The organism is Desulfovibrio sp. SGI.102 (assembly GCF_050314315.1).
Taxonomy (GTDB): domain Bacteria; phylum Desulfobacterota; class Desulfovibrionia; order Desulfovibrionales; family Desulfovibrionaceae; genus Desulfovibrio.
In genome coordinates this window covers 20,818-41,452 of the sequence record NZ_JBNPNC010000012.1, presented here as the reverse complement: position 1 = coordinate 41,452, position 20,635 = coordinate 20,818, and the positions used below count along the sequence as shown (strand labels likewise).

The following is a 20,635-nucleotide window of genomic DNA, read 5'->3' as shown; positions in this document are numbered from 1 at the left end:
CGATGATGCCGGACGGCAAACGTATGTTCCGGGCTGCAGTCCGAGGCGGAGCTGCCTTTTTTATCGCTGGTAAACCGTTTGAAAAATTTGCTTAAAAACATTCTCTTCCTCGTCCGAAAAAACAAGGGACGGCAGGATCAGCCGTTTTACAGAAGGCCGGGAAAACGATTTGCAGGATATTGTGCATAATATCCCAAGCAGGCCGCAGATTCAAGCCCGGTCAGGGATTTCGGCAAATTTCTCACCCGTCTCCTGCGCTATGGTCCCCCCCCAGGGCGGTTGCTGCCTGCTGCAGATCCTGCGGTGTGTTGACATTGAAAAAAGCACGGGCGTCTTCCGCCCCGTACTTTTCGAAGCATTGCAGTTCGAGGGGCACGGCTTCCCGCATCTTGAGATGCCCTCGGGCCACAGCAGCTTCCAGAAAAGGGGCGGCCTCCACCCGGTAGATGGCGGCCAGGGATTCCGTCCAGCCATTGGGCGCCATGAAGGCCGTCATCAGGGACTGGCGGGGAGAGGCGGCAAACGCTGCGACCAGACGTCGCAACATGCCCGTATGCATGAGCGGCAGGTCGCACGAAAGTGCCAGCACCGCAGGGATACCTTCCGCGCGGACACGGACCAGAGCCGCATGGACGCCGCAGATGGGGCCGGAAGCCGGCAGAAGATCCGGCACACAATTCTGCCGGGCATACGTCTGCCCGGCACGGCACGAGACCCAGACCTGTTCACACAGCGGCCGCAGCAGGGCGACGCTCCGTTCAAGCAGGGTCGGGGCAGTATCCCCTCCCAGCCGCAACAGGCTCTTGTCCCGGCCCATACGCCGGGAACGCCCCCCCGCCAAAACGACACCGGCGATCCGTACCACGCTCCCTCCTGCCACTGGCGGCCACAAAAGGCCTTGCCAAGACGTCTTCCTGCCAGCATAATGCCCGCCGGAGAGGCTGGCAAGTCTGTGGTTGACAGACAGCCGAGTTCTTTACTAAGTTTTTTGAAAATCATTTTCGGATTCATCCTATGCTCGCAATCGCTCCCCGATGCAGCTCTCGAACGGCTGCAAGCCTCCTGATCCTGGCCCTCCTGTCGCTGCTGCCCCTGTCCCTGCAGGCGGCCTCACGACCCGTCCATGTCCTGGCAACAACGTACCCCGTCTGGCAGCTGGCCCGTCCTCTGGTGGCCGGTCTGGAAAATGTCCGGCTCGACCTGTTGATCCCTGCCGCCACCGGCTGCCCGCATGATTACGCGCCGACCCCGGCCGACCTGACCAAGGTGGCGACTGCGGACGTGATCCTGATGAACGGCCTTGGCCTGGAGGCAGCTTTCGCCCCGGCCCTGGCCCAGGCCGAAGCCCGCAAAGCCGACTGCAGCCAGGGCATCGCCCTGCTTGCCGGCCGCTCCGACCATGAGGAAGAAGGGCACGATCATCATCACGATGACAACCCGCATGTCTTCACTTCTCCTGCTGCTGCGGCCCAGATGGCCGGGACCATGGCCGAGGCCCTGATCCGTGCCTGCCCGGAACAGGCGGAAACCGTCCGGCGCAATGCCGCTGCCCTGCAAAAGGGCCTGCTGGATCTGGAAAACCGGCTTGCCGCCCTGGGGGCCGCCCATCCCGGTGCCTGCGTGCTGCTGCAACACGATTCCCTGGCGTACATGATGCGTTCCGCAGGCCTGAAGGTCATAGACGTTTTGCAGGAGAACGAAGAGCAGGCCCCCTCTGCCGCCCGGTTGCTGGAATGCATCGAGCACATCAAGAAAGAGCGGCCCGCCCTGCTCATAGGCGAGCCCCAGTTCTCGCCCCGTCCTCTGGAGACCTTGGCCGCCGAGACGGGCATCCCCGTCATCCAGCTGGATTCCATGGCCTCGGGGCCGGAAAATACTCCTGTGAACCATTTTGAACAGCAGATGCGCAACAACTGCCAGATCCTCGAAAATGCCTTCTCTCACTAATCAGCCTGCGGCCATCGACATCGCCCATGTGGATGTCCGCCGCGGGGATCTCCACATCCTGCAGGACATATCGGCTGCCGTCCCCCAGGGGAGCAGCACGGTCTTGGTCGGCCCCAATGGCGCGGGAAAAAGCACCCTGCTGCACTGCATCATCAACGAGATCGCCTATACCGGCGAGATCCGCATGCAGGGGAAAAGCGGCCGGAGACCCCGCCTGGCCTATGTGCCGCAAAACCTACAGATGGACAGCGCCCTGCCCCTGACCGTGGCCGAATTCCTTTCCCTGGGGCACCAGCGCCGTCCCCTCTGGCTCGGCATCAAGGGCAGTGCTTCCCGGCGCGCCCGTGCGGCTCTGGCGCCCGTGCATGCGGAACACCTCATCCGCCGTCGCATGAGCGACCTTTCCGGCGGGGAGCTGCGCCGCGTCTTGCTGGCCGCAGCCCTGGCCCGTGAGCCCGAGATCCTGCTGCTGGACGAACCGGCGGCGGGAGTGGACTTTCAGGGGGAACGCCTTTTCTGGGAGGTCCTCGACAATGCCCGGCAGCAACAGGGCTTTACCCAGCTCATGGTGACCCACAACCTGCCTCTGGCGGCCCATTACGCCGATCACGTTATCGGGCTGAACAAAAAGGTCATTGCCCAGGGGCCGCCCCAGCAGACCCTGCTGGCCCCTACCCTGATGAAGCTGTTCGGCGTGCCCATCCATCTTTACCCCAACCAGTGCGAACACCCTGAAGCCGCCTGCAACAAGTGCGGCGCCCTGTGCCACGCCCTGCGCATGGCCCCTGCGGGCAGGGAAGACAAGGGGCAGCGCCATGCCTGATATCTCCTCCATCTGCCATATGCTTTCCCTGCTGCCGCTGGACTGCCTCAAGCTGAGCTTCATGCAGCAGGCCCTGCTGGCCGTCCTGCTGCTCACCCCCATGACAGCCGCCCTGGGAGTGGAGGTCATCTCCTTCCGCATGGCCTTCTTTTCCGATGCCATCGGGCATTCGGCCTTTGCCGGTGTGGCTCTGGGCCTGCTGCTCTCGATTGACCCGCACTGGTCCATGCCTGCGTTCGGCGTGCTGGTGGGTCTGGCCGTCATGGCCGTCCGCCGGGGCAGCGCCCTTTCCTCGGACACGGTCATCGGCATCGTCTTTTCGGCCGTCGTGGCTTTCGGTCTGGCCGTTGTCAGCCGCCAGCCGGGCATGGCCCGCACCATGCAGCAATTCCTTTACGGTGACGTGCTGACCGTGAGCCAGGGCGAGATCGTTTGTCTGGCCGTTCTGTTCGTCGCCCTGCTGATCTTTCAGATCATCGGTTACAACCGTCTGCTCTATATCGCTCTCAATCCTGTCATGGCGCGTGTCCACGGCATCAATGTCTGCCTGTGGCAATACGCCTTTTCCGGTCTGCTGGCCCTGGTCATCATGTTTTGCGTCTGGACCGTGGGCGTGCTGCTGGTCACGGCCATGCTCATCGTCCCGGCGGCGGCAGGCCGCAACTTTGCCCAGACGGCGGGCGGCATGTTCTGGTGGGCCCAGGTCGTGGCCGTCACGTCCGGGGTAGCCGGTCTGCTGCTCTCGGCACAGGAATGGATGTCCACGGCCAGCGGCGCCACCATGATCCTTGTGGCCTGCGTCTGGTTCGCCCTCAGCAGCGTGTGGGCCCGCTTGCGCCGTCCCCACCGGCTTTCGTGATGCGGGAGGCCTGATCATGAGCATGCGCGTCCTGGTCTTTGTCGGCAGCCGCTCCCAGCTGCTGCAGCATATCCCCGTAGAACGTACGGTACGGAGTTTCCGTGCCTGGGAGCCCCGCCTCGTCCTTTCTTCTGAAAGAGGGGATCACGCCCTCTGGGCTCCCCTGCTCGACGACTATGGCGTCACGCCCTGCCACCGGCTGGGCCCGGCCCCGGCCTCCCTTTCCGATGCGAGCCTGCTGGCCCACATCATGAGCAGCGCCAGTCTGCTGCTGCATCGGGAAGCCCCGGCCGCGGTGCTTGTCTACGGCCATTCCGTCACGACGCTGGCCGCGGCTCTGGCCGCAACGGAACACGGTATCCCGGTCATCCATGTGGGCGCCGGGCAATGCCCGGAAGGCATGAGCAGCCCGGAAGGGCGGCATGCCGAGCTCACGGACCGCCTGTCCAGTCTGCTCTGCTGTCTCGATCCTGCCGATGAACAAGATCTGCATGCCCGGCAGATGGAACGGGGGACCTGCGTCACAGGCGATACCCTCTATGACCTGTTCGAGCAGGACCGCCCCCGCCTGCAGCCCTTTGAGGAGGCAGAGCGTCATGGAGCGACCTTCGGGGAATTCATCCTTTGCTATCTTTCCCGGCCGGCGGCCCTCCGCAGCCCTGACGGCATCCGCTCCCTGCTGGAAGGATTGCAGGCCCTGCACGCCCGGCAGGAGCGTCCCGTCCTGCTGGTGCAGCATCCGTCCGCCCTTGCCTGTTTCCAGGAGCGGGAGCAGCAGATCCCGGACGGCATACGCATCCTGCCGCCTCTGACGCACATCGCCTTCCTGTCCCTTGTATGCGCCAGCACCTTCGTCGTGACGGACTCGCCTGCCCTGCAGCGGGAGGCCCTGTATGCCGGCAAGCGTGCCCTGCTGCTTCCTCCGGTACCGTCCGGGTCGGCCGCCGTGCAGAACGGCTGGCATATCGCCTGCACCTCTGCCGCAGACCTGGCCGCCGCCGGAGGAACCGTACTCCAGCCCTGTCCACATCCGGGTCTGCCCGGGACCAGCGGTCAGGCTTCCCGTCGGGTGGCGGCTGCCGTCATGGCCATCCTTGCCGACATCGCGGACGGCATCCCTCAGGGGGACAGCGCCTCCGGTCCACAGGATGATTGACGCTCTATCCTCCGCAACCTGTTGACAATCAGGGAAAAACGCGAAACAAGGATTGCTTGGTGTTTTCACCGGGCAATCTTTTTTTTGCCCTGTACAGAAGAGCACAATCCCCGGGAGGAACCATGGATGCGCTTATGCTGAGTCAACCGGAAACCGTGGCCTTTGGGATAGCCATGGGAGAGAAAAAGGCCAAAGCCGGCTGGGTGCGTCAGATCGTGCTCGCCTTCTGGGCCGGGGCCTTCATCGCCTTTGCTGCGGAAGGTTCCAACATGGCCGCCTTCAACCTGCTCGCCCGGCCGGAGACCTACGGTCTGGGCAAATGTCTGGCAGGCACCATCTTTCCCGTGGGCCTGATGCTGGTCATGCTGACGGGGGCGGAACTCTTCACCGGCAATACGCTCATGTGCATGGCCCTTGCGGAAAAACGCATCACCCTGGCAGCCATGCTGCGCAACTGGCTGTTCGTCTACATCGGCAATTTTTTGGGCAGCCTCTTCCTTGCCCACATGATCGTCACGTCCGGCCAGCTCGCCAGCGGCGCCGGGATGCTTGGCGGTGTGACCCTGCGCATCGCCGCCAGCAAGGTCGCCCTGGACTTTCTGCCCGCCTTCTACCTGGGCCTGATGTGCAACTGGCTGGTCTGTCTGGCGGTCTGGTTCTGCTGGAGCGCCCGCAGCCAGACCGGCAAGATGCTGGGCATCTTCTTCCCCATCTGGCTGTTCATCACCTCCGGCTTCGAGCACAGTGTCGCCAACATGTATTACATCCCGGCGGGCATCATGGCCGCAGGCAACGAACTTTTTGCCAAGGCTTCGGGCCTGTCCGCCGAGGCGCTGGCCAGTCTGACCTGGGGCAACTTTGCCATCCACAACCTCATCCCCGTCACCCTGGGCAATATCGCCGGCGGTGCTCTGTTCGTCGGCATGATCCACTGGTGGACGCACCGGGGGGCGCTGACGGCCAGACAGGGCCACTAAAAAATAGGCCCGACGAGAGGCCCCGGGCACTGCCGGACAGGATGTCCACGCCTCTCGCTCCCTTTCCCGCTGAAGACAATATAAAAGGCGGACATCCCTTCACGAACGGATGTCCGCCTTTTTCTGTCCTGGCAGAGAGTCTTCAAAAGACCGCCACGCGCCACGAGCGACCTCGTACCTGCAATCTTTTCGACCGGCCAGACCGTACTGCCTTGCAGCGGATGCGATACTGCAAGGCTGCTCCCCCTTCCGGAGATTAGCGCCACTCGATACTGTCTATCAGCCCTTCCAGGGCAGGATGTCCTCCGATGATGGAGATCACACGCAGATCCGTACCGGCAACATGGACGACAGTCACACCATTATCCCCGAATGCGAAGCTGTAGACACCATCTTCTTCCATGATATCGCTCCCCCCAGGCCTTGGGCCATCTCGGCAGCGAAGGCTGCCGGATCGACATCCTGGGCTGAGGCCACGGTCACGGTCACAATGGCTTCCCTGTCGGGCGATACGAACCCCACCATGGCGCCCTTTTCCTCCATGACCTCCCATCCCGGGGGCACATCGGCACGGAAGCCGTCGAAATCTCTGGCCATACAGGCCACAGGAAGGATCAGCAGCAGGACAAGAAAAACAAGCAGTTTTTTCTGCATCGATATCTCCTTGAAGAGAAAGGACTTCGCCCGGACGGAGCCGGCCTTGTCCGGAAAGGGCCACGCATCTTCCGGGATGGCCATATGCGCAGCCCGCACGAACAGCCTACCCCGCCCTTCTGCTCCATGACAATCTTCCAAGCAGTCAGATAGGCTTTGACAAGATAAAGACCTGCGCCTAGCATGACAGGGGCATCGGAATCAGAAATGACATGTATGGCCTTCATGTCGCCGATGCCAGAATCCGGATCGCGTTTTTATGGACAGGTTGCTCCTTTCCCTTTGCCTCATCTTCCTCAGTCTTGCCGCGGGTCATGCCGCGCAGCATCTGCTGTGCATTCCTCGTCCCCGGCTGGAAAGCATCCGGAAGCGCCTGCAAACCTTCGCCGTCTTCTGCCTCATTCCCTGTTCGGCCATGCTTTCCCTGTGGGGTCTGCCCTCACCGGATTCCCGTTTGCTGGCCCTTCCCTTTCTGGGCATCGCCTCCTGGATCTGGGGCGGCCTCCTTTCCCTGCGTGTCGCCCGGGCCCTGCATCTGGATTCGCCGCGTACCGGCAGTTTTTACTGCTGCGGGACATTCTCCAATCTGGGCGCGGTGGGGGCCCTGGTCTCCGTTATGTTCTTTGGAGAAAAGGCCATCGCCATCGTGGCATTGTTCCGGATCTGCGAAGAAATGTTCTACTTCGGGATCTCCTTTCCTGTGGCACGCCGTCTCGGGGGCGGCGAAGGTGCGTTCCGTCTGCGCTCCTTCCGGCCTGATCCTGTGCTGCTGCTCATCCTGACAGCTCTCGGGCTGGGACTTGCCCTCAACATGCTGGGCGTTCCCCGTCCCGCGCCGCTGGGCTCCGTGGCTGCGGCCGCCATGCTTCTTGCCACGGTGCTTTTTCTTTTTGCCATCGGGCTCGGGCTGCGTCTTTCCCGCGTATCCTGCTACGCGCGTGAGGCCGCGGCCCTGGCGATCGTCAAATTCATCGGCGTTCCCCTGCTGCTGGTGCCGCTGGCCGCCTTGGCAGGGCTCGGCAGCATCGACGGGGGGCTGCCGCTCCGGGTCGTGACGGTCCTTTCCTGCATGCCCGTTGCCATGACGGCCCTGGTGCCTCCGGCCCTGTTCGGGCTCGACGTGGACATGGCCAATGCGCTGTGGATCTTTTCCACCCTGGCCTTGGTCGTCATTTTGCCTGTGCTGTATTTCGTTCTGCCGCTGTTGTGAGATGCTGCCGCGTGTCGTGGGGACCTGTGGCCACGGCAGGACGTTCTATCCTGAGGAGGATGTTTCATGAAAGGTTTCTACCGCTGGGCAGTCATGGCCGTGTGCGCCTGTCTGCTGGCCCTGCCGGCAACGGCAGCTCCGTACAAAAGCGAGTACAAACTGAGCGTCGTGCCCGGCGCCACCTCCGGCTGGGGCATGACCGGTACGTTCTTTGCCGACCTGGTGCGCGAGCGCAGCCAAGGCCGCATCAACATCAAGGTCTATCACTCCAGCCAGCTGCTGGCCGGCAAGCAGACTTCGGAATTTTTGCTGCTGCGCAACGGCGCCATCGACTTTGCCCTGGCCTCGACCATCAACTGGTCTCCCCAGATCAAGGAACTGAACCTGCCCGCCCTGCCCTTCTTCCTGGCCGTGCAGCCTAACCGCTACAAGGCCATGGATGCCATCCTGGCCGGCAAATCCGGCAAGATGATGACCCAGGCTGTGGAAAAGAAGGGCGTCAAGATCATCGGCTGGACCGAGAACGGCTTCCGTGAGCTGACCACCTCCAAGGGCCCCATCACCAAGCCTGAAGACCTGCGCGGTCTAAAGATCCGTGTGGTGGGCAGCCCCATCTTCATCGAAACCTTCCGTGCCCTGGGTGCCAACCCCGTCAACATGAACTGGAGCGAAGCCACCACCGGCTTCCAGCAGGGCGTGGTGGACGGTCAGGAAAACCCCACCAACGGCATCAACATCCCGCTCAAGATCTGGGATTACCACAAGTTCCACTGCGACTGGCACTACATCATCGACCCCCTGATGCTGGGCGTTAACCCCCGCGTCTGGAAGTCCTTCAGCCCTGAAGACCAGAAGCTGCTGTTGGAATGCGCCGCCGAAACGGAAAAGTACGGCAAGGCCCTTTCCCGTCTGGGCATGGACGACGGTTCCGCCCTGGCCTACCTCAAGAGCATCAATAAGCTGCCCGAGACCACGGATTGTTACGCGGTCATGGAAGCCAACGGCATGACGGTATCCCGCCTGAGCAACGAACAGATCGCCGCCCTGGCCAAGGCCACGGAAGGCGTCCGCAAGGACTGGACCGCCAAGATCGGTGCCGACCTTGTCAAGGCCGCCGAGGAGGATATGGCCTCTGTCCGTTAGGGAGCGATCCCCGTACGGCAGGCTTTGCTGATTTTGTTTTTTCGTTTTGCGGGGAGGGCCCGGCCCTCCCCTTTCAACCACCGGATGGATTCGATGCTGCGTTTTCTGGATACGCGCCTGGAAGAGATGCTGGGCGCGCTGCTGCTGGCGGTGATGGTGACCATCGCCTTTGTCAATGTGGTCGTGCGCTACTGCACACCGTTTTCTTTTGCCTGGACGGAGGAGCTGACCATCAACTTCTTCGTCTGGATCGTCCTGCTCGGTTCGGCCCGCTCTTTCCGTGACGGCAGCCATCTGGGCATGAGCATCCTGTACGATGCCCTGCCCAAGTCGCTACGCTTTTGCTGCTATCTGCTCTCCATGGCGCTCTGCCTCGGCTTTTTCGGGGCCTTGGCCTGGACGGGCTGGCTGGAAGTACGGGACGAATACGAGCTGGAAGTCATTTCCGAAGCGCTGGCCGTCCCTGTCTGGTGGTATACCATCGCCACCCCGCTTTTTTCCGTACTGACCATTTTTCGCATGTTGCAACGTGCCTGCGCTGACCTGCGCAGCGGCAGCTATTAGGAGGCCCGTGTGGAAACCACATCCTTGCTGCACGATCCGGCTTTCTGGCTGCTGGTCCTGTTCGCCATCCCGCTGATCCTGCGTGTGCCCATCGCGCTGGCCCTGGGCTTTTCTGCCCTGGTCGTCGTCTGGCAATGGGACCTGGGCTTCAGCATGCTTTCCTACAACTTTTTTGCAGGCATAGCCAAATTCCCCCTGCTGGCCATCCCCTTCTTCATCCTTGCCGGCTATATCATGGAACGTTCCGGCATCGCCGCACGCATCGTGGCCCTGATGGAAGCTCTTGTGGGCTCCATGACCGGCGGCCTGGCGGTGGCCACTGTTGCAGTGGCCACATTCTGGGGCGCTGTCAGCGGTTCGGGCCCTGCCACCGTGGCGGCCCTGGGCCTTATCCTTATCCCCGGCATGGCCAGGGCCGGGTATGACAAGGCCTTTGCCGCGGCCACCGTTTCCGTCACCTCCGGCCTTGCCATCGTCATCCCGCCCAGCATCGCCTTCATCGTGTACGGCAGCGTGGCCGATGTTTCCGTGCCCGCGCTCTTTGCCGCCAGTTTCGTGCCGGGCATCGTGGTGGCCCTGTTCATCATGGCGGCCGTGCTCATCATCTCCCGCAAGCGGGGATACAGGGGCCAGCCCAGCGGCAAGAGCGTGGGTACCGCCCTGAAAGAAGCCTTCTGGGGGGTCATGACGCCTGTGGTCATCCTGGGCGGCATCTACGGCGGCGTGTTCACACCCACGGAAGCCGCGGCCGTGGCCGTTTTTTACGGCCTGTTCGTGGGGGTGTTCATCTACCGCACCATCAACAGCATCAGCATCCTGGTCGAGATCTTCGCGGCCAGCATCCGGGCCACGGCCGTGGTCATGCTGGTGGTGACCTGTGCGGGCCTCTTCTCCTGGGTGGCCTCCACTGTGGGCCTGGTGGAAAAAGGCTCCGCCGTGCTTCTGGCTGTTTCGGACAACCAGTGGGTCGTCCTGCTGATGATCAACATCATCCTGCTGCTGGCGGGCATGCTGCTGGACGCCATTTCCATCTATTACGTTTTCCTGCCCTTCATGCTGCCCATCATGGCCCACTTCAACTGGGACCCCGTCTGGTTCGGCATCATGATGACAGTCAACCTGGCTGTGGGGCAGGTGACGCCGCCCGTGGCCGTGAACCTGTATGTAGGCGCCAATATCAGCGGCATCAGCATGGAACGCATCAGCAAGGCGGCCCTGCCGCTGATTTTTGCCTCCCTGCTGGCCCTGGTGGTCATCATCATCTTCCCTGATCTTTCGACCTTCGTGCCGCGCATGCTGGGACAGATGTAAACCGGCAGGCAACCTGTTTATGGCTGCTGCCTGAAGGAGATCCAGAACATGAAATTTGCCATCATCTATTACAGCAAGACCGGCCATACCCGTGAGATGGCCGAAGTCATCGCCCGCGGTCTGGCTGCTGCTGGCGGCGAGACCCGCTTCTTTTCCGTGGAAGAAGCCATGGATGCCGACTACATCGACCAGTGCGCCGGCGTCATTTTCGGGACGCCCACGTACCTGGCCAATACCTGCTGGCAGATGAATCAGTGGTTCGATGAAGGTTCCCGCGGTATCAAGCTGGCCGGCAAGCTGGGCGGGGTCTTCGCCACCGCCCACTATGCCCAGGGCGGTGCCGATGTGGCCATCATGACCCTGCTGCCTCATATGCTGGTCAAGGGCATGCTGGTCTATTCCGGCGGCGCTGCCCACGGCAAGCCCTACATCCATCTGGGTCCTGTGGCTCTGGATGCCGTGGGCAACCATTATGAGGAATGCAAGGCCGATTTCGAGATCTTCGGCCGCCGTTTCGCGGAAAAGGCCCGGGAACTGTTCCCCAATAAATAACTCTGCGGCCGGAGCGAAACGACACAGACGCCGGAAAAGCCCGGAGCTGCGTCCGTTATCCCGCTCTTTGCGCCGCATATGAAAAAGCGGTCTGCTCTTTTGGGAGGGCAGGCCGCTTTTTCGCTTCCCGGCAGGCAATGACGCCGTCCAGAGCATACAGGGAAATACCTTTGTACCCCTTTCCCTGCCGCTATGCCTGCCCTCTTCCCCTACTGTCCCCATCGAGACGAAAGATAGCCGACCTTCCCGACGCCCTCATGGTACTTGTGCCTCTTTTTCCCACTGCCTGAGACATCGTCCATGAGCACCGGGCTATGGGAACCGGCTTCGCTTCAGAGCTGCCGCTGCCGTGCCATGCTTGTGCTGTTGCCTGAAGGACTGATCCATATTTGAGCCAGGAGGACCTTTTCCCCTCTGTGGAGCAGTGACAATAGTTGCAGGGAGTCCATCCAGCAGCTGCAAGAGGATATATTTTTCAAACGGGGGAGGACCGGCTGCAGGGCAAACAGTCTTTACCTGCTCAAGCCCCTTGAACTTCTCCTGAGCTTTTGCCTGCCCAATACGGTAGCTCGTTATGCTTTGACCAAACAAAAAGGGCCGCCCCCGAAGGAGCGGCCCCATATCAGCTTTGAGCAAAAACCTTATTTGAAGGCCTTTTCAAAGTTGGGCACGACCTGCTTTTTGCGGCTCATCACGCCGGGCAGCCACACGCTGTCGCCGTCGGGCTTCACGCCGAAGGCCTTTTCGACCACGGCGGGATCGTCGGAGACGATCAGCATTTCAGAGCCTTCCTTCATGATGTCGGTCAGCAGCAGGAACACGCTGTGGCGGCCTTCGCCCTTGACCTTGGCGATTTCGGCTTTCAGGCCGTCTTTCACCTTGTCGAGGATGGACAGGTCGACGACTTCCAGCTGGCCGATACCGACCTTGTTGCCGTTCATGTCGAAGTCCTTGTAGTCACGGAAGACCAGGTCGGACATGGAGGCGCCGTCAACAGCGCTCTTCACGGTGAACATTTCCATACCGAGGGCCATGACGTCTTCCACGCCGGCGACCTTGGCCAGGGCTTCCACGGCCTTCTTGTCAGCTTCGGTACAGGTGGGGGACTTGAACATCACGGTGTCGGACAGGATGGCGCACAGCAGGCCACCGGCGATGGCTTTGGGCAGTTCCACACCGTAGAAGTCGTACATGTTTTTCAGCACGGTGCCGGTGCAGCCCACGGGCCAGATCCAGGCTTCCAGCGGGCTGGAGGTGGTCACATCGCCCAGCTTGTGGTGGTCAACGATACCCAGCACGGTGGCGGAGTCCATGCCCTTGGGGGCCTGGGCCAAGTCGGAGTAGTCGACCAGGTACAGGTCCTTACCGGCCACATCTTCCACAACCTGAGGAGCGGTCAGGCCGAACTTCTTCAGCACGAATTCGGTCTCAGGGGTAGGAGCACCCTGGGCGGCGGGGGTGACTTCAAAGCCACGCTTGCTGTACAGGTCAGCAGCGGCGATGGCGGAAATGATGCTGTCGGTATCGGGGTTCATGTGACCAAGAACGAGTGCAGCCATGGTATATCTCCTCTTTGGGAATTTCGTTGCACAGTTACGTGTGTAAGTTGCCTTACGCTTGTTACCTTTAGCACAAGACCTGGGGCTTGCCAAGCCCCCCATAAAAAAAAACCTGACTCGTTTTCCTGCAAAACAATATTTAACTATTTAATTTTTATTTATATTTTATTTTTATGACGAACTTGTGATTTTTTTATTTTTTCTGTGCCCTCGGATGCGCCTCATCATACAGGTGCATCAGCCGCTCCAGACTGACCCGCGTATAGCGCTGCGTGGTCGTCAAACGCTGGTGCCCCAGCAACTCCTGCACACTGCGCAGATCGGCACCGGCATCCAGCAGGTGGGTCGCGAACGAGTGCCGCAAGGCGTGGGGAGAGACGGGCTCCACGCCCGCGTTACGGCACAGCCTTTCTATGCGGCGCATGGCTTCACGGCGGTCGAGGCGGCCGCCCCGCGCGCCCACGAACAGGGCTTTCTCATGTTCGGGAGCCAGCGTCCCCCGCTGCTCGAGCCAGGCCCGCAATGCCGTCACGGACGTATCCGACAACGGTGACATGCGCTCGCGGGCCCCCTTGCCGAAAACTCGGGCAACACCCTCTTCCAGCCGCAAATCCTTCACATCGAGCCCCAGGGCTTCGGAGATGCGCAGGCCTGATCCGTACAACAGCTCCGCCAGAGCATGATCCCGGGCCGCCAGGGCATCGCCGGTGGCAGGCGGGATGCGGGGAGAACCGGACACGGCCAGGGCATCGGGAGTATCCAGCACGGCAAAGGCCTGATCCACATTAAGGACGCGGGGGTGGCGCTGCTCCTGTTTGGGATTGCGCACCTGGGCCGCCACATTGTTCTCCGTGCGTCCCATGCGCTGCTGATAACGGAAGAATGTCCGTGCCGCCGCGAGCTTGCGGGCCATGGAGCTTTTAGCCTCTCCCAGCGCGTACAGACGGGCCAGCCAGGCCTGGATATGCTTTTTGCTCACCTCGGCCGGACGGGCAAGGCTGGCGCCGCGCTGTGCGAGGAAAAGGGCCAGCTGGCGCAGGTCCGTCCCGTAGGCGATCTGCGTCGTAGGCGAAAGGCCCCGCTGCACGTCCAGCCAGGCCAGGAAAGCTTCGATCTCCAGAGTAGTGCGGGGATCGAGCTCCTCTTCCACCGTATCCTTTTCTACGTGTCGTCCCATCTATACGGCCTCGTAGCGTGCGCCCGGCAAGCGCCGGATGCGTCCCATTATCTCCAGCCCCAGCAGCACCGGCGCCAGCTCTGCGGGGCTGCGTCCCAAGGCGGCCCCCAGGGCATCCACATGCAAAGGGCCCTGCTCCCGCAGCAGCGGGATGATAGTATCCTGTGCCGGAGACGCGGCAGCTGTGTCCGTATCCCCGGCTCCTTGCGTCGGCCTCTCTTCCCCGTTGCCGGAGTCGGCCTTTGGCGGCGTGTCCGTCTCCGGCGGCATGCAGGCAAAAAGCGTACGGGACAGCCCCGTGCCCTCGGCTTCAGCCCGGCGGCGACGTTCTGCGGCTTCCCGTGTCAGATGGTCGGCCTGCACGCCAAAGTCACGCAATGGGCCGGCAAGGTCTTCCAGCACATCTTCCGGCGCGAACACCGGCTTGGCCCCCTGCCGGACAAGCTCCTGGCAGCCGAGGCTCTGACCGGACAGGGCCGCTCCCGGTACGGCATAGACTTCCCGCCCCTGCTCCAGCGCCAAGCGCGAGGTGATGAGGGTTCCGGAACGGCTGGCGGCCTCCACCACGACCACGCCCAGAGAAAGACCGCTGATGATGCGGTTGCGGACAGGGAAATTTTCCCGCAGGGCCGGTGTGCCGGGAGCAAATTCAGAGACCAGCAGGCCCTTTGCCGCCATCCTGTCATATAAACGGGTATTGGCCCGGGGATACGGAACATCTATGCCCGTCCCCAAGACGGCGATGCTGCTCCCTGTCCTGCTCAGCGCGGCTTCATGCGCCGCCTTGTCGATGCCCCAGGCCATGCCCGAGACCACCGTGATACCCCAGGAAGCAAAGGCTCCCGCCATATGTCCGGCCAGGGCCTGCCCCCGGGGCGTGGCCTTGCGCGAGCCGATGACGGCCACGGCCGGATTGGCCAGCAGAGAAAGATCCCCCAGACAGTACAGCAAAACAGGGGCGTCGGGCAGTGTACGCAGCAGGGCCGGATAAGCGGCTTCATGCCACTGGACGACGACAGCGTCCAAATCACGGACGGCATCCCATTCCGCCCGTGCCGTGACCCGCCATGAGCCTGTGGAGAGTTCGGCGGCCTTGCCTTTGTCCACCCCGGCATCGGCCCATCTTTCCCTGCCTTCCAGCGCGGCGAAGGCCGAACCGAAATGGCGGAGCAGCCGGTAGCAGGAACGGGCCCCCAATCCGCGGCAATGGCGCAGGGCAAGACCGGCCCAGTATTCCCGCCGTGCGCGGTCATCCATATCGGTCCAGCGGGCAGACAAGGGAGCTGCGGGAGCCTGATCCGTCATGGCCGCACCAGTCCTTTTTTGCGAATGAGATCAGCCGCTGCGGACGAAGGGAAACGCTGCACCACCTGCCGGAAAACCTTGCCGGCGCCTGCCGTATCTCCCTGCTGCTTCAGGATCATCCCGGTACGCAACAGGGCATCGGCATTTTTATGGTGCCTGGGATACCGGGCCTCCACATTTCGGAAATGCGTCAGGGCCTCTTCGTTCCGGCCCTGGCTGGACAGGGCCTCGCCCAGCCAGTACTCGGCATTGGCCGCATAGGTCCCGGAAGGATGCTGTTCCAGCAAGGCCTGCATACGGGCCATGCCTTCGTCCAGACGGCCCGACAATATAAGATCCAGCCCTGCCTGATAAGCGGCCTTTTCATCGGTGACGGGAGCGGACGTGTCCGCCGTTGCCGTACCGGACGGGCTGTCTGTGCCGGGCGCAGGTCCTGCATCGTTGACTGCAGCAGGCTTTTCCGCACGCGCGGCCCCGGACGCCGTACCTGCTGCCGGTCTGGAAGCGGCGGCAGAAGTCACAGGCTTCCGTTTTTCGGACGTATCCGCGGAGGACGTCTGTGCGGAGGGGGCATCCTTAGCCCGGGCCGTCATGCCCTTCCCGGCAGCAGCGGGACTGGTGGTCGCGGCGGTCGCGGATGGTGTTTTTTCCCGGGAGGGGCTTTCGTGACCTGCATGCACCTCCTGCCCTTTTGCAACAGACTGCCCCGTCACTTCTGCGGCATCATCCCGCACTGCAGCCTCATTTTGACGGGATGAGGGCCCAGGCTCCACGGCCGGGGGCGGGCCTCCGGCCGTACTACCGTCAGCAGAGGCGGCGCCATCATGGACAGGCAGGGGGCACTGCCCCTGACCACACTGCAAGAACTCCTCACGCACAGGGCCACGGTAAGCATGCACGGGCCTGCTGCTCCCGGACCACGGCAGCTGCCAGCTTTCCTGCGATTGCTGTGCTTCCGCGGCCGGAACAGCTACGGGATGCGACAGGGCAGGCAGGACAGCAAGGAAAAAGGACAGGCTAAGGGCATGTGCTTTCATGGGAGACTCCTGTCTTTTTTCTGCCCGATGCGCTCCGGCAATGCAAGCGCTGCTTGCAGCACAGCCATTTTTGAGGCACAACCAACACGAACTCGGCCTCTCCCTGCCGGAGAACCGGGATCCGGTGAATCTTTGGAGGAACAATGGGGAACTTTTTAGAGAGCGTGCGCGCCTTCATCGCTGACAATCCGCTGCTGCAGACAGGGCTGGACATGGGGAGCATCATTGTGCCCTTTGCCCTGCTCTATGCCTATTTCGGCCTTACCTTCATCGCCATCTGCGGCGAGATCATAGCCCTGCGGCGCAAGCGTTCCGCTTACAACAAATGTGCGCGGCAGCTGGCCTGCCTGAGCATGCTGCTGGGCTGGCTCATGCTGCTGGGGGGGCGTTTGTGGCTCATCATGGCGCTGGACGGTTTCGACTCCTACAGCATCATCGTCCTGCTCAGCGAAGCCACCTGGATGATGTTCGGTTTTGCGGCCATCGTTTCCTGCTGCTACTTCATGCTCTGGAAATTCCTGGCCAATTATCCCGTACTGCACATCGTCCTGGGCGCCATCGCCTTCCTGCAGGGCCTGATGACCTGTGTGGGCGTCATGGCCGTCACCCGCCTGTACAATGCCCTTTCCCTGCCTGAGGCCAGCAGCATCACCATCCCGCAGCTGTTCACGCCCCAGTTCGGTCAGGCTTACCTGAGCGCCCTGTGCTATACCCTGCCCCTGATCTTTGCCCTTGCCGGCGGCTTTGGCGCCGTGTGGCTGCTCCTGCGCCGCAAGGCCGATGACTTTGGCCGGGACTATTACAATACCATGGTCCCCTGGTGCACGCGCTGGGCCCGCAATGCCTGGGCCCTGCTCTGGCTGCTGCTGGTGGCATCCAGCGGGCTGGAGATCTGGCAGACCTGGCAGACCACCGGTGTGTTCATGCAGCAGGATGCCATCTTCCAGAGCCTCCGCGTGCTGCTCTGGCTTGTGCCCGCCCTGCTCTGGACCTTGGTCGCGCGCAGCGCCACTCCGCTGCGCCAGAAGCCTGCCCTTGTGATCGGCCTGCTGCTGTCCATGGGCTTCACCCTGCCCTACTTTATGGAACTGATCCGGCTTTAGCCGATACGACAGCCAGTGTGCCGCCATTCCTGGGAGGCATGCTGGCTGTCGTGCGTCCGGGCCGCTATCAGGAACGTTGCCCATGCCTCACGAATCGCCTGAAAAAAATTTCTATCCCCTTTTTCTGGACCTGAGCGGCCTGCACTGCCTTGTGGCCGGTCTGGGGGGCGTCGGCAGTCGCAAACTGCAGGGTCTGCTGCATTGCGCACCGGCCTCGATCCTGGCCCTGGACATGGAAGCCCCTGCCGCAGAGTTGCGTCCGCTGCTGGAGCAGCCCTGCGTCCGTTTCGAGCAGCGGCCCTTCCGTGACGAAGATCTGGACGGTCGTCAGCTTGTCTTCGCCGCCACGGGCAATGCCGATGTCAACAGGCATATCGCCCTCCTCTGCCGGGAACGCCATATCCTGTGCAACTGTATCGATGCCCCGGCGGAAGGCTCGTTCATCGTGCCCGCCGTGGCCCGCTCCGGCAGCATGGCGCTGGCCCTTTCCACCGGCGGCGCCAGCCCGGCCCTTTCCCGGCGCTGGAAGGGCGAGCTGACGACCTGGCTGGAGGCCCGCCAGAAAATGGTCCGTCTGATGGGACGGTTGCGTCCCATGGTCCTTGCCTTGCACGACGAGACAGGGCACAATACGGCCCTGTTCCGCGCTCTGGCCCAGTCGCCCCTGCAGGATCATCTGCAACAGGGCGACCGGCAGGCGTGCCTGCGCTGTCTGCAGGCCCTGCTGCCGCCAAAGCTGCACGACCGCATCCCGGAGTTGCTTGATGTTATCGCCTGAGACCTCCACCCTACTGACCCTGTGTTGTTACGGCGCTGCCACTGTGGCCGGTCTGGCCGGCATGCTGCTGCGCAATGCCTTCTGGCGGCGGCTGGGCTGCTGGCTGGCGGGGCTGGGATTCGTCTGCCAGACGTTTTCCCTCCTGCTCGGCTTCCACAAGACCATGCCCACGGGCCTGAGCCTTGGCGGCTATCTGCAGATGCTGGCCTGGTTCGTCCTGCTGTGCGGCCTTGTCAGCCGTCTGCGCTACAAGCAGGAAGCCCTGCTCCTGCTGGCCACGCCGCTGGCCCTCATCCTGTTCGCCGTTTCCGCCCCGTACCTTTCCGCCGTGGTGCAGGTGCCTCCCCAGCTCAAGGGCTCTTTCTACGCCCTGCACGTGGGGGCGCTGTTCCTCAGCATGGGCCTCATGACCCTGGCCTTTGCCGCCAGCTCCCTGTTCCTGTTCCTGGAACGGCGCATCAAAAGCAAGCAGCGCATGGAAGGGTTCTGGCAGGACATGCCGGCCCTCTCCCTGCTGGACAAGATCAACGCCTTCGGCGTGGCGGCCTCGTTCCCGCTGTACACGCTGGGTGTGGTCTCCGGCCTGTTCTGGGCCAAGCCCGTCTACGGCGCCACCTTTACCGGTGACCCCAAGGAAGTGGTCAGCATCATCGTCTGGCTGCTCATGGCCTATGTGTTCCACGGCCGTCTGGCCACCGGCTGGCGCGGCCGCAAGCCTGCCCGCCTGATGGTGCTGGTCTTCGGTCTGAGCCTTTTCTCCATCGTGGTCGTCAATACCCTGATGGAAACGCATCATTCCTTCATCAAACCTTAATCCACCGACGTTGATATGGATTGTGATATCGTACTTGTTGGCCTGAACCATCGCACCGCCGGTGTGGACGTGCGCGAACGTTTCGCCCTTGTGGATTTTTGCAGCCGGGAAAACTGGGCCCTGCCGTGTGACGACGTCATCGGTGAAGCCATGATCCTTTCCACCTGCAACCGTGTGGAACTGCTTGCCACCGGTCATGGCGATGTGGCGGGCCGTATCCTGGAACGCTGGGCCACCGCACGCGGTACCGACCCCGAAGAGCTCCGGCCCTATGTCTACATCTACAAGAACATGGATGCCGTGCGGCACCTGTTCTCCGTGGCTTCCAGCCTGGATTCCATGATCCTGGGCGAGCCCCAGATCCTGGGGCAGCTCAAGAGCGCCTACCGCAAGGCGGCCGCCTGCCACGCCACCGGCGTGATCCTCAACCGCCTGCTGCACAAGGCGTTCTCCGTGGCCAAACGCGTGCGCACCGAGACCGCCGTGGCCTCCAGCGCCGTGTCCATCAGCTATGCCGCCGTGGAACTGGCCAAGCGCATCTTCGGCGAGATGCAGCACCACAAGGCCATGCTGGTGGGCGCCGGTGAGATGGCCGAACTGGCCGCCACCCACCTGCTCCAGGCCGGTGTGGACGAGATCCTGGTGGCCAACCGTACGTTCTCGCGCGGTGAGGAACTGGCACGTCAGTTCAATGGCCGGGCCCTGCCTTTTGAATCCCTGGCCTCCCATCTGACGGAGGTGGACATCATCATCACGTCCACCGGTTCGCCGGATCCCGTCATCCGTGCCCGTGACATCCGCGGCGTGCTCAAGGCGCGCAAGAACCGGCCCATGTTCTTCATCGACATCGCCGTCCCCCGCGACATCGACCCCGACGTCAACGGCCTGGACAACGTCTACCTTTACGATATCGACGACCTCAAGGAAGTGGTGGAAGAAAACCTGGCCACCCGTCGCGACGAGGCCCAGAAAGCCGCCGAGATCGTGGACGAGGAAGTGGACATCTTCCGGCAGTGGCTGTGCAGTCTGGACGTGCAGCCCACCATCGTGGACCTCATCCAGCACGGCGAGAACGCCGCCCATGAAGAAGTGGCCCGTACCCTGAAGCGTCTGGGCCATGTGGACGACGCCACGCGCGAGGCCATCGAGGTCATGGCGCTGGCTCTGGTCCGCAAACTGAACCACGATCCCATCATGTTCCTCAAGCGCGGCACCATGTCGCAGGAAGGCAGTGCGCCGCGCATCAGCCTCATGCGCCGCATCTTCAACCTTGACCAGGGCTGTACCTGTAGTGCCCGGAACAACGGAGAGCACGAATAATGCGCTATTTCCTCATCGATGACCTGCGTGCCGAAGAGACCAAGCGTCTGTGCGAACATCTGGATGCCATGGATCTGGGCGCCGGTCTGGACGGCATCTACTGGCTGCCCATCCCTGCTCATATGCTCAGCGCCGTGCAGAAGGAACACGAAAGCCAGTGCGGCCCCTATGTCATGGCGCTGGAATGCGAAGAGACCAGCCTGCGTCTGGAGCTGCTGGTGCGCGCCCGGGGCCGCATCCGCTGCGAATGTGTGGCCTATGCGTCGCCCGAACTGCAGCGGCACATGATGGACTACATCACGGATACCCTGAAAGAACTCAAGATCCCCAACTAAACGGAATGCCC

21 protein-coding genes are annotated in these 20,635 nt (G+C 62.4%); 15 read left to right on the top strand and 6 right to left on the bottom strand.

Features of this window, described 5'->3' with window-relative positions:
- Positions 1–241: 241 nt before the first annotated feature.
- Positions 242–865 (bottom strand): molybdenum cofactor guanylyltransferase, encoded by a 624-nt coding sequence (gene mobA / locus ACQRCJ_RS04530; RefSeq protein WP_427799403.1) that lies wholly within the window; start codon positions 863–865, stop codon positions 242–244.
- 149 nt (positions 866–1,014) lie between these two features.
- Here mobA and ACQRCJ_RS04525 point away from each other — a divergent pair, with 149 nt between their 5' ends.
- The 5 genes from ACQRCJ_RS04525 (at position 1,015) to ACQRCJ_RS04505 (ending at position 5,762) form a co-directional block, all read left to right on the top strand.
- Positions 1,015–1,947 (top strand): metal ABC transporter substrate-binding protein, encoded by a 933-nt coding sequence (locus ACQRCJ_RS04525; protein ID WP_427799402.1) that lies wholly within the window; start codon positions 1,015–1,017, stop codon positions 1,945–1,947.
- Positions 1,931–2,770: a metal ABC transporter ATP-binding protein gene (locus tag ACQRCJ_RS04520; RefSeq protein WP_168935687.1), complete on the top strand. Its 840-nt coding sequence runs from the start codon at positions 1,931–1,933 to the stop codon at positions 2,768–2,770. Before ACQRCJ_RS04525 ends, ACQRCJ_RS04520 begins: the two co-directional genes overlap by 17 nt.
- Positions 2,763–3,629 carry a metal ABC transporter permease gene (locus ACQRCJ_RS04515; RefSeq protein WP_427799401.1) on the top strand — a complete coding sequence of 289 codons (867 nt, stop codon included), beginning with the start codon at positions 2,763–2,765 and terminating at the stop codon, positions 3,627–3,629. Before ACQRCJ_RS04520 ends, ACQRCJ_RS04515 begins: the two co-directional genes overlap by 8 nt.
- Positions 3,630–3,645: 16 nt before the next feature.
- The gene (locus ACQRCJ_RS04510) at positions 3,646–4,785 is read left to right on the top strand and encodes a UDP-N-acetylglucosamine 2-epimerase (protein WP_168935689.1); all 1,140 of its coding nucleotides are present in this window, start codon (positions 3,646–3,648) and stop codon (positions 4,783–4,785) included.
- Between the two features lie 122 nt (positions 4,786–4,907).
- Entirely contained in the window at positions 4,908–5,762 is an 855-nt protein-coding gene (locus ACQRCJ_RS04505) for a formate/nitrite transporter family protein (protein WP_168935690.1), read from the top strand.
- Between the two features lie 354 nt (positions 5,763–6,116).
- Here ACQRCJ_RS04505 and ACQRCJ_RS04500 read toward each other — a convergent pair whose 3' ends face one another.
- Positions 6,117–6,416 carry a hypothetical protein gene (locus ACQRCJ_RS04500; protein WP_168935691.1) on the bottom strand — a complete coding sequence of 100 codons (300 nt, stop codon included), beginning with the start codon at positions 6,414–6,416 and terminating at the stop codon, positions 6,117–6,119.
- Positions 6,417–6,675: 259 nt separating this feature from the next.
- Here ACQRCJ_RS04500 and ACQRCJ_RS04495 point away from each other — a divergent pair, with 259 nt between their 5' ends.
- The 5 genes from ACQRCJ_RS04495 to ACQRCJ_RS04475 all read left to right on the top strand — a co-directional run bounded on the left by ACQRCJ_RS04495 (position 6,676) and on the right by ACQRCJ_RS04475 (position 11,196).
- Positions 6,676–7,626 (top strand): AEC family transporter, encoded by a 951-nt coding sequence (locus tag ACQRCJ_RS04495; protein WP_168935692.1) that lies wholly within the window; start codon positions 6,676–6,678, stop codon positions 7,624–7,626.
- A 66-nt stretch (positions 7,627–7,692) separates the two neighbouring features.
- Complete coding sequence (gene dctP / locus ACQRCJ_RS04490) at positions 7,693–8,769, top strand: TRAP transporter substrate-binding protein DctP (RefSeq protein ID WP_168935693.1); 1,077 nt, start codon at positions 7,693–7,695, stop codon at positions 8,767–8,769.
- Between the two features lie 93 nt (positions 8,770–8,862).
- Positions 8,863–9,333 carry a TRAP transporter small permease gene (locus ACQRCJ_RS04485; protein WP_168935694.1) on the top strand — a complete coding sequence of 157 codons (471 nt, stop codon included), beginning with the start codon at positions 8,863–8,865 and terminating at the stop codon, positions 9,331–9,333.
- Between the two features lie 9 nt (positions 9,334–9,342).
- Positions 9,343–10,644: a TRAP transporter large permease gene (locus ACQRCJ_RS04480; protein WP_427799400.1), complete on the top strand. Its 1,302-nt coding sequence runs from the start codon at positions 9,343–9,345 to the stop codon at positions 10,642–10,644.
- 48 nt (positions 10,645–10,692) lie between these two features.
- A complete protein-coding gene (locus tag ACQRCJ_RS04475) occupies positions 10,693–11,196 on the top strand; it encodes a flavodoxin family protein (protein WP_168935695.1) in 504 nt (167 codons plus the stop codon).
- 641 nt (positions 11,197–11,837) lie between these two features.
- On the opposite strand, the gene ACQRCJ_RS04470 is transcribed toward ACQRCJ_RS04475, so the two are convergent.
- From ACQRCJ_RS04470 to ybgF, 4 genes are all read right to left on the bottom strand, one after another.
- Positions 11,838–12,755, bottom strand: a complete 918-nt coding sequence (locus ACQRCJ_RS04470) for a manganese-dependent inorganic pyrophosphatase (protein ID WP_040369259.1) — start codon at positions 12,753–12,755, stop codon at positions 11,838–11,840.
- Positions 12,756–12,948: 193 nt separating this feature from the next.
- A complete protein-coding gene (locus ACQRCJ_RS04465; protein ID WP_303996103.1) occupies positions 12,949–13,932 on the bottom strand; it encodes a tyrosine recombinase XerC in 984 nt (327 codons plus the stop codon).
- Positions 13,933–15,237: a DNA-processing protein DprA gene (gene dprA, locus ACQRCJ_RS04460; protein WP_168935697.1), complete on the bottom strand. Its 1,305-nt coding sequence runs from the start codon at positions 15,235–15,237 to the stop codon at positions 13,933–13,935.
- Positions 15,234–15,758, bottom strand: a complete 525-nt coding sequence (gene ybgF, locus ACQRCJ_RS04455; protein WP_303955898.1) for a tol-pal system protein YbgF — start codon at positions 15,756–15,758, stop codon at positions 15,234–15,236. Before ybgF ends, dprA begins: the two co-directional genes overlap by 4 nt.
- A 659-nt stretch (positions 15,759–16,417) precedes the next feature.
- Here ybgF and ACQRCJ_RS04450 point away from each other — a divergent pair.
- The 5 genes from ACQRCJ_RS04450 (at position 16,418) to ACQRCJ_RS04430 (ending at position 20,624) form a co-directional block, all read left to right on the top strand.
- A complete protein-coding gene (locus tag ACQRCJ_RS04450) occupies positions 16,418–17,377 on the top strand; it encodes a hypothetical protein (protein ID WP_168935699.1) in 960 nt (319 codons plus the stop codon).
- 82 nt (positions 17,378–17,459) lie between these two features.
- Complete coding sequence (locus tag ACQRCJ_RS04445; protein ID WP_297158912.1) at positions 17,460–18,155, top strand: precorrin-2 dehydrogenase/sirohydrochlorin ferrochelatase family protein; 696 nt, start codon at positions 17,460–17,462, stop codon at positions 18,153–18,155.
- Positions 18,142–18,969 (top strand): cytochrome C assembly family protein, encoded by an 828-nt coding sequence (locus ACQRCJ_RS04440; protein ID WP_006005466.1) that lies wholly within the window; start codon positions 18,142–18,144, stop codon positions 18,967–18,969. Before ACQRCJ_RS04445 ends, ACQRCJ_RS04440 begins: the two co-directional genes overlap by 14 nt.
- Positions 18,970–18,984: 15 nt before the next feature.
- Positions 18,985–20,289, top strand: a complete 1,305-nt coding sequence (gene hemA, locus ACQRCJ_RS04435; RefSeq protein ID WP_168935702.1) for a glutamyl-tRNA reductase — start codon at positions 18,985–18,987, stop codon at positions 20,287–20,289.
- Complete coding sequence (locus tag ACQRCJ_RS04430; protein ID WP_168935703.1) at positions 20,289–20,624, top strand: hypothetical protein; 336 nt, start codon at positions 20,289–20,291, stop codon at positions 20,622–20,624. The genes hemA and ACQRCJ_RS04430 overlap by 1 nt, the downstream gene beginning before the upstream one ends.
- Positions 20,625–20,635: the final 11 nt, after the last annotated feature.